Here is a 7,413-nt window from a genome sequence, read left to right on the forward strand (position 1 = left end):
TCTTTAAAGTTTTTAATGAATGTTCTATTACCTTGGATATCTGAATAAGCTTTAGGAATTTTGAATCTTTTGTGTTCAAATACTTCAGGAGGTAATTGGTCTATTGCTCTTTCTAATAAATCTTCGTATTTATCCATATTATCTCTCCATAAAAATTAGTATAAGTATAATATATTAAATTTTATTTTAATCATTTATTAATGTATTGTTATTGATGGTGATTTTATCAAAAAAAATTTTAAAAAAATAAAATGCGGGACATTTAGACTATACGAGTCTAAAGTATCCTGTAATCGGTTGGTAAAGGACTCCTTTTTGGACCAAGTTTTTAACAATTTGTTCTGTTTTGTCTTCACTTACTCCGTGTTTTTCACTCATATTGGATAATAACACATTTAAAGGAGCATTTCCGGCATATTCCTCTTCAAGAAGTTTGATTTCATCAGTAACTACTCTGATTTTATCCCTCTCGGATTTTCCAGTTCCTCCACTGACAATATCTGCATCGATTTCACCGGTTTCAGGATCAACACCTACTTCCTTGAGACATGCCATTTGCAATCTAACTGCTGTTTCAGCATCTTCCTTATCAACTGTGTCCTTAAGTTTTATTTTAGCACTGGCTTCCGCTAAACGTATAATAGCTTCAAGATTCCTTGCAGTAATTGGAATTGGACCTTGCTCTTCAGCATTGCTGTTTCTTGTATTAACATAGAATTCCTGCAATACTTTGTTGGCTTCATCTGTCAGAACAGGATTTGCTGTTTTACGGGCATATGCAATATATTTCCTAAGCAATTCAGGTTCAATTTCATATTCAACAGTATTCTCCTTGTGTATCTTCAAGATGTGCTCTGCTAATTTTGTATCTCCTTCTCTGCTTGGCTTATCTTCAATTACAAAAATCAAATCAAAACGAGAAATGATTGGGGCAGGCAAATCGATTTGTTCTGCAAGTACTTTAAACCTGTCAAATCTTCCGAATTTAGGGTTTGCAGCTGCAAGAACGGAACATCTTGAGTTTAAAGTTGCCATAATTCCAGCTTTTGCAATACTTACAGTTTGCTGTTCCAATGCTTCGTGAAGTGCAGATCTGTCTTCTGCTCTCATCTTGTCCAATTCGTCAACACAGACGTTACCTTGGTCCCCAAGAACCAATGCACCTGCCTCAAGAGACCATCCTCCAAGTTCATCCCTAACGGCTGCTGCGGTTAAACCCGCACCGGTTGTACCTTTACCGCTTGTGTAGATACTTCTTGGAGCTAATCTTGAAACATATTTTAATATTTGAGACTTACCAATACCAGGATCCCCTACAATAAGGATATGGATGTCTCCCCTTAATTTGGTTTCATCTTCAAGTTGCTTTGCAGCCCCTCCAAACAGTTGAAGTGCAATAGCTTCTTTTACTTCACGATATCCTCTAATTGAAGGTGCTGTGGATCTGATAATCTTTTCATGAATATTAGGGTCTTTTGACAATTCTATGATTTTTTCTTCATCTTCTTCAGAAAGTTGTATTTCTTCGAATTCCTGTTCTAGAGGTTCGATGTGATTAACATAAATGTAATTTTTAAATTTGCCGCTTCTTTCCTCTCTGAATGTTCTTAATGTTCCTGTGATTCTTACTTTATCTCCAGGGTTTAATTTATCTACTAAATCATCTTCCAATACCATCAGCATTTGTTTAGGTTCGGTTCCCCCAGATAAGTTCTCCAAAGGTTCTTGCATCCTTGCAGTTTGAGTATCGATGTATTTGGATTCTTCCTGAAGCAATCTAAAAGACCTTCCACCACATTCGCTACATAATGATGGTTCTATTATCCTATTTCCGGAACTTTGTTCAACTTCATGCAATCTCATACAGCCCCTACATTCGAAAACACCAGTTTCAATACGAGGCCTTATTTCATCAGTTTTTCTCACAATTCCATCGGCTGCAACAAATGTTCCAATATATTTACTTAAAAGGGTCTTCAATGGAATTACATTGGACAGATTTGCAAAACGAATGTTTATGTCCGCATCCTTAACGAGAGGGTCAATATTTTTAATAGCTATTTGCGCTGCATCAATGACCTCCTCAGGTTTTTCGATTAATAAATCCGCCAAGTCAGGATCAAATATTTCTAATGCTTGATAATCTACGGTAAGTGATCTTTCATCAGGATATTTTTCAAGAATATTAAAAACATCATCTTTGTATGTTGTTGCAAAAAACTCTTCAAATCTTGCAATGGATGTTTGTGATTTAGTAGTGGAATTCATCATCATAATATATTTTTTTCTTACTTAAAAAAATATTGGATTGTTTATATGGTGGTTAAAATTTAAATACTAATATTGATAAAATATTATCTACAAAATTTATTTTATTTATTTACGAGGATAATATGAGAAAATCTAGACTTAGTTTATTTAAATCTACTTCTATGATGATTTCTGTTGTTGGAATCATAATGGTTATATCAACAATCATTGTTGTGGCATATGTAGGATACAGCATGGTTTCTTCAAATATTACAAATGAAATATCATCTGGAACACAATATGATGAGCTTGCCGAGCTTAAAGCAGAATATGATAATTTGTCTGTCAAGTTCAATAGTGTAAAATCCACATATTATGCTGGTGATGCCGATGATGTTAAAACATATAATGATGCGAAACTGGAGTTGACACGGGCAAATTCGGCTATTGAAAATGTTCAAAGTGCTTTGGATGCAGGTAAACCATCTAATGATGTTGATAGTAGAATTGTTTTTGCAAAAGAAAAATTAAAATCTGCAAATGACGCATACCTGTCACTTTAAACTTTTTTTCTTTTTCTATTTTTTTTATGAGGCATATATTCTAAGCCGACTACATACATTTCAGAACTTTTTTTACGTGATGATGCGGGTTTTGTTGTTCTCACATGTCTAAACTTGCCTTTCAGTGAATCCAGCATGTTTTTATATTCCGGACCTTGGAAAACCTTCATTACAAGATTTCCCTTATCCTCAAGGATGTTTTCAGCTATTTCTATAACTGCATAAACCAAATCAATTGATCTGAGCTGGTCAATATTCTTAATTCCGCATAATGAAGGTGATGCATCGGACATTACAACTTTTGCTTTTCCGCCAATTAGTTCCATTATCTTTTCCTGAACTTCAGGTGTTGTAAAATCCCCTCTCATTCCATAATAGTTTTCTTCATGGAATCTTTTGAATCTATTCAAATCTACTCCGACTACAATGCCCTCTTCACCGACTTTTTCCAGAGCTACTTGGGACCATCCTCCCGGTGCGGCTCCAAGGTCAACAACAGTATCTCCTTCTTTAATGAGTTTATATTTTTTATCTAGTTGCTTGAGCTTATAGGATGCTCTTGAGCGATATTCTTCCTTTTTAGCTTTTTTATAATAAGGGTCATTATGTTTTTCCATTTGCCATTTGCTTCCCATTTCAATCCCTCTTATATTGGTCAAAATCAAGTGCACTGCATACTGGTGAGCCAACTTTAACAAGTTCCACATCCACTTCCCTATTATTGATTTCAAGAAGCATCACTGTTCTGTCGGCTAGTCTTGGAACAATAGGGCTTCCAGGATTTAAAAGCAATATTCCTTCGCTTTGTTCAATTTTTGGTTGATGTGAATGTCCTGAAACTAAAATGTCAACATTCAATTCTCTTGCCAGGTATAATAGTTGCTGGCTGTCTGCTCTTGGATAAACCTCTCCATGAACTAGTCCAATTCTCAAATCTTCTGCTTCGATGACTTTTGCTTTCGGTAAGTTTATTCCATTGGCTCGATCCATATTTCCTTGAACTGCCATTACAGGAGCTATTTCTTCCAATTCATCAATCACTTTTGGTGATGTCAAATCTCCGGCATGCAGTATTAAATCTACATCACTAAATGCATCAATAACATTTTGGGGCAATATTCTTGCTCTATCCGGAATATGAGTATCTGAAATTAAACCAATTAACATATTTTTTCAATCCTTATTTATTCAATTTAATTATTTGTAAATTACCCTTTTTAATCATATTCAATATTCAAATAAAAACTATTATAAATTCAGAAAAATATATATAAAATTATCATTCTTTTGAGGAGAAGATAAAATGGGAGAAGTTAAAAAGGAAGACATTTTAGATATTTTGGCTAAATACGACAAAAGTGAAATTACAATAGCTACTCTCGGAAGCCACACTTCTTTACACATCCTACAAGGTGCTAAGGAAGAAGGATTTAGAACAGCTATAGTATGTCAAAAAGGAAGGGAAATACCATATCAACGTTTTGGAGTTGCTGATGAATATATCATTGTCGATGAATTCAAGGACATTGTCAATGAGGATGTCCAACAAAAACTCAGAGATATGAACGCTATTGTTGTTCCTCATGGATCTTTTGTTGCATATGCTGGATTAGACAATGTGGAAGATAAATTCAATGTGCCAATGTTTGGAAACAGGGATGTTTTAAGATGGGAAGCTGAAAGAGACAAAGAAAGAGCATTGCTTGTAGAAGGGGATGTGAGAATACCTTTCAAATACAATGACCCTTCTGAAATTGACAGGCCAGTTATGGTAAAATTCCCAGGAGCAAGAGGTGGAAGAGGTTACTTCGTTGCATCATCCACTGAAGAATTTGATGCAAAAATTGAAGCCATGAAAGCTCGTGGATGGTTAGAGGACAGCGATGTAGAAGCTGCTCACATTGAGGAATATGTTTCAGGTTGTAACTACTGTATACACTATTTCTACTCTGCACTTGACGATAAAGTTGAATTAATGGGTATGGATACAAGATATGAATCAAGTATTGACGGATTTGTAAGAATGCCTGCAAAAGATCAATTAGATATTGATTTAAGCCCATCTTATGTGGTTACTGGTAACCACCCTGCGGTAATTCGTGAATCTTTACTCCCACAAGTATTTGACATTGCTGATAAATTAACAGAAAGTGCTAAAAAATTAGTTGCTCCAGGATTAAACGGTCCTTTCTGTATGCAAACTTTAGTAAACGATAATTTAGAAGTAATTTGTTTTGAAATCAGTGCTAGAACTGATGGTGGTACAAACACATTTATGGATGGTTCTCCTTACTCCTACTTAACTTATGGTAAACCTATGAGTATGGGTAGAAGAATTGCTCTTGAAATAAAAAGAGGAATTGAAAGGGATGAATTAGAAAAAATAATAACATAAAGTTATTATTTTTCATTTTTTTATTTTTTTAAAATTAGGTTTTTCATTTATTTTTATTCTTGTTCTTGTTTTTACCAATGTTCTGTTTTTTCTCGTATTCTTCTAATGCTTTCATACGATTTTTTTTAGCCCAAGCACCAACAAAACCAACGAATGCACCGATAACAAGAATAGTGAGGGCCACAGTCATTATTCCAGTTTCGGTTGTGAAAAATCCTTCTTTGAATGTTCCTAAGTAACCTTCAAATGTTAATATTATAATTGGTGTAGAAGCAAATGCACCGGCTACTGTTCCATAAATAATATTTTTTTGGCCGTATCCAGCATATACAAGCCCTATTGCAGCAAATGGATAAAACCAATCCCAATATTGGAATCCAAATAATATAAATGCCGCAGCCATAGCCGCTCCAAAGATTAATGCTTTAAAATTCACGTCGGGTAATATTTCCATCTTATCTCTCCAAAACTTATTTTTTAGGAGCTATTGCTCCCCCTATTGCTCCAGTTATTCCCATAACAATTGCATAATAAATTAAATAACCAATAATTATGGTTATGCTAGCCACCCCTGAGACGGTAAATCCAGTCAAACCGCCGAAAATACCAAATAGGCTTCCACCGAAAGTTGCAACCAATACGAAGAGTATTGCGCAAACAATGGTTCCTAATGCTCCTGCAACGGAGGCGTTCCACATTCCACTTAATGCACCATCATGGGCGATGTAACCAGTAATAAATCCAACAATCATTAATCCAATAAATTCATGTTGTGCAAAAAATGATTTGACTATTATAGCTAGTATAAAACCGATAATCACAGCTTTCCATTTAGTCATAATGTTCACCTTTTATTACATTATTCAATTTTGTTTATAAAGTTATTTATTTTTTCGCTTGGATTTTCAATATCCTTGGATGTTAAAAACATGGTGGAAATTTGCTTTTTGCATGAAACTTCGGCTATTTTTGCCAATGCTTCTTCATACCCTCCTCCCATGCAAGTACAGAATGAGGCCATGTTCTTAATCTTATCCTTATTTTGAATTAAATAAGTAAAAACGGGGGCAGCCATATTTGAAGCCCACACCGGTGTTCCAATAATGACCAAATCATAATCTGCAGGATTTTTGGTTATGGGATTTATGTCGCTGCTTCTTCCCATCGAAGCATTCATTCCACCTTTCAGGAATCCTAATTTTCCATTATATTTTCCATCATCGGTGATTTCTTCAATATCGCAGTCCAATTCTTTTTGAAGCTTTTCAGCAATTCCCTTTGTCACATTTGTTCTTGAATAGTACACAATTAAAGTCTTCATGTCAACACCTAATATATATCCTTTAGTTTGTCTTTGATTTGGTCCAGTATTGCTTTATGCATTCTTTTTGTAAATTCTCCTTTATCATTCTGATTCAACACATCCAAATAGCCTTGTGAAACTAAATTGAATGCAAATGGACTTGGTATTACTGTATTTATGGTTTTTATTTCCATTTCTTCTGAATCAATCATGTTTATAACTTTCAAAGCGTTTTTTATATCCATATAATCTTCAAGAGATTCTCTTCTGGCTTCCTTCAATATTGAAAAATTCTCATCCATGTCCTGAACGAATTTTAATAATATCTTTCCACGGACTTGCTGGCGTCCAACAGATTTGGATTCTCCTTTATAGTGCCTTAAAGTCATCAATGATCTTCCGGCACAGTGTCTGAATCTGGAAGCCAATGTTTCAGTTTTATTCAATGAATTTGTTAATATTGTTTCGAAGTTTTCAGGGTTCAATTCTCTAAATGATTCCAATCCTCCGATTTTCCCATCAGAACTCAAATAAAATCCATTGTCAGAAATGGATATTGTCACATTCATATTATATTTTTTAGCAACAATATATGCTGTTGCCCTTGACAGAGCATCATTAACTTTTCTTCCAAACAATGAATGGAATATCACAAAGCGTCTTCCTCCAAACCCTTTATAGTACTCAATCAATAATAACCTATTGCTTGGTATTATGGCATACTTATATTGCTCAACGAAGTATTCGTATATTGAATTGGCCGCAAAATCGTCAACATATAAGTAATCGTAAATGAATTCCATTATCTCCTCTTTGCTTCTTCGGTATTCGAATTTGGTTTCCATATGGGACCTGAATTTTTGTATGTCCATTGCAAGGTCGAAAGATAATGGCAGTTGCTG

At 34.6% G+C, this 7,413-nt stretch carries 8 protein-coding genes and 2 pseudogenes; 2 read left to right on the plus strand and 8 right to left on the minus strand.

Going from position 1 to position 7,413, the window contains the following annotated elements:
• Positions 1–137, minus strand: a pseudogene (locus QZU81_RS09920) (translation initiation factor IF-2 subunit beta); the annotation flags it as partial.
• A 130-nt stretch (positions 138–267) separates the two neighbouring features.
• On the minus strand, positions 268–2,268 hold the full coding sequence (locus QZU81_RS09925) for a minichromosome maintenance protein MCM (protein ID WP_292823839.1): 2,001 nt from the start codon (positions 2,266–2,268) through the stop codon (positions 268–270).
• Between the two features lie 125 nt (positions 2,269–2,393).
• On the opposite strand from QZU81_RS09925, the gene QZU81_RS09930 reads away from it, so the two are divergent.
• Positions 2,394–2,813: a hypothetical protein gene (locus QZU81_RS09930; protein ID WP_292823798.1), complete on the plus strand. Its 420-nt coding sequence runs from the start codon at positions 2,394–2,396 to the stop codon at positions 2,811–2,813.
• On the opposite strand, the gene QZU81_RS09935 is transcribed toward QZU81_RS09930, so the two are convergent.
• Together QZU81_RS09935 and QZU81_RS09940 are read right to left on the minus strand one after the other, a co-directional pair.
• On the minus strand, positions 2,810–3,448 hold the full coding sequence (locus QZU81_RS09935) for an RlmE family RNA methyltransferase (RefSeq protein WP_295591585.1): 639 nt from the start codon (positions 3,446–3,448) through the stop codon (positions 2,810–2,812). The genes QZU81_RS09930 and QZU81_RS09935 overlap by 4 nt on opposite strands.
• 1 nt (position 3,449) lies before the next feature.
• Positions 3,450–3,980: a metallophosphoesterase gene (locus tag QZU81_RS09940; RefSeq protein WP_292823791.1), complete on the minus strand. Its 531-nt coding sequence runs from the start codon at positions 3,978–3,980 to the stop codon at positions 3,450–3,452.
• A gap of 136 nt (positions 3,981–4,116) precedes the next feature.
• Between QZU81_RS09940 and QZU81_RS09945 the strand changes: the two genes are divergently transcribed.
• Entirely contained in the window at positions 4,117–5,208 is a 1,092-nt protein-coding gene (locus QZU81_RS09945; RefSeq protein WP_292823788.1) for a formate--phosphoribosylaminoimidazolecarboxamide ligase, read from the plus strand.
• A gap of 43 nt (positions 5,209–5,251) precedes the next feature.
• Here the strand turns inward: QZU81_RS09945 and QZU81_RS09950 are convergent, their stop codons facing one another.
• From QZU81_RS09950 to QZU81_RS09965, 4 genes and pseudogenes are all read right to left on the minus strand, one after another.
• Entirely contained in the window at positions 5,252–5,662 is a 411-nt protein-coding gene (locus QZU81_RS09950; protein WP_292823785.1) for a hypothetical protein, read from the minus strand.
• Positions 5,663–5,678: 16 nt separating this feature from the next.
• Positions 5,679–6,047 (minus strand): DUF5518 domain-containing protein, encoded by a 369-nt coding sequence (locus QZU81_RS09955; RefSeq protein ID WP_292823782.1) that lies wholly within the window; start codon positions 6,045–6,047, stop codon positions 5,679–5,681.
• Between the two features lie 20 nt (positions 6,048–6,067).
• Positions 6,068–6,529: a flavodoxin gene (locus QZU81_RS09960; RefSeq protein ID WP_295591586.1), complete on the minus strand. Its 462-nt coding sequence runs from the start codon at positions 6,527–6,529 to the stop codon at positions 6,068–6,070.
• A gap of 8 nt (positions 6,530–6,537) precedes the next feature.
• Positions 6,538–7,413 (minus strand): annotated as a pseudogene (locus tag QZU81_RS09965) (ATP-dependent helicase); the annotation flags it as partial.

Source organism: uncultured Methanobrevibacter sp., assembly GCF_902770715.1.
Taxonomy (GTDB): Archaea; Methanobacteriota; Methanobacteria; order Methanobacteriales; family Methanobacteriaceae; genus Methanocatella.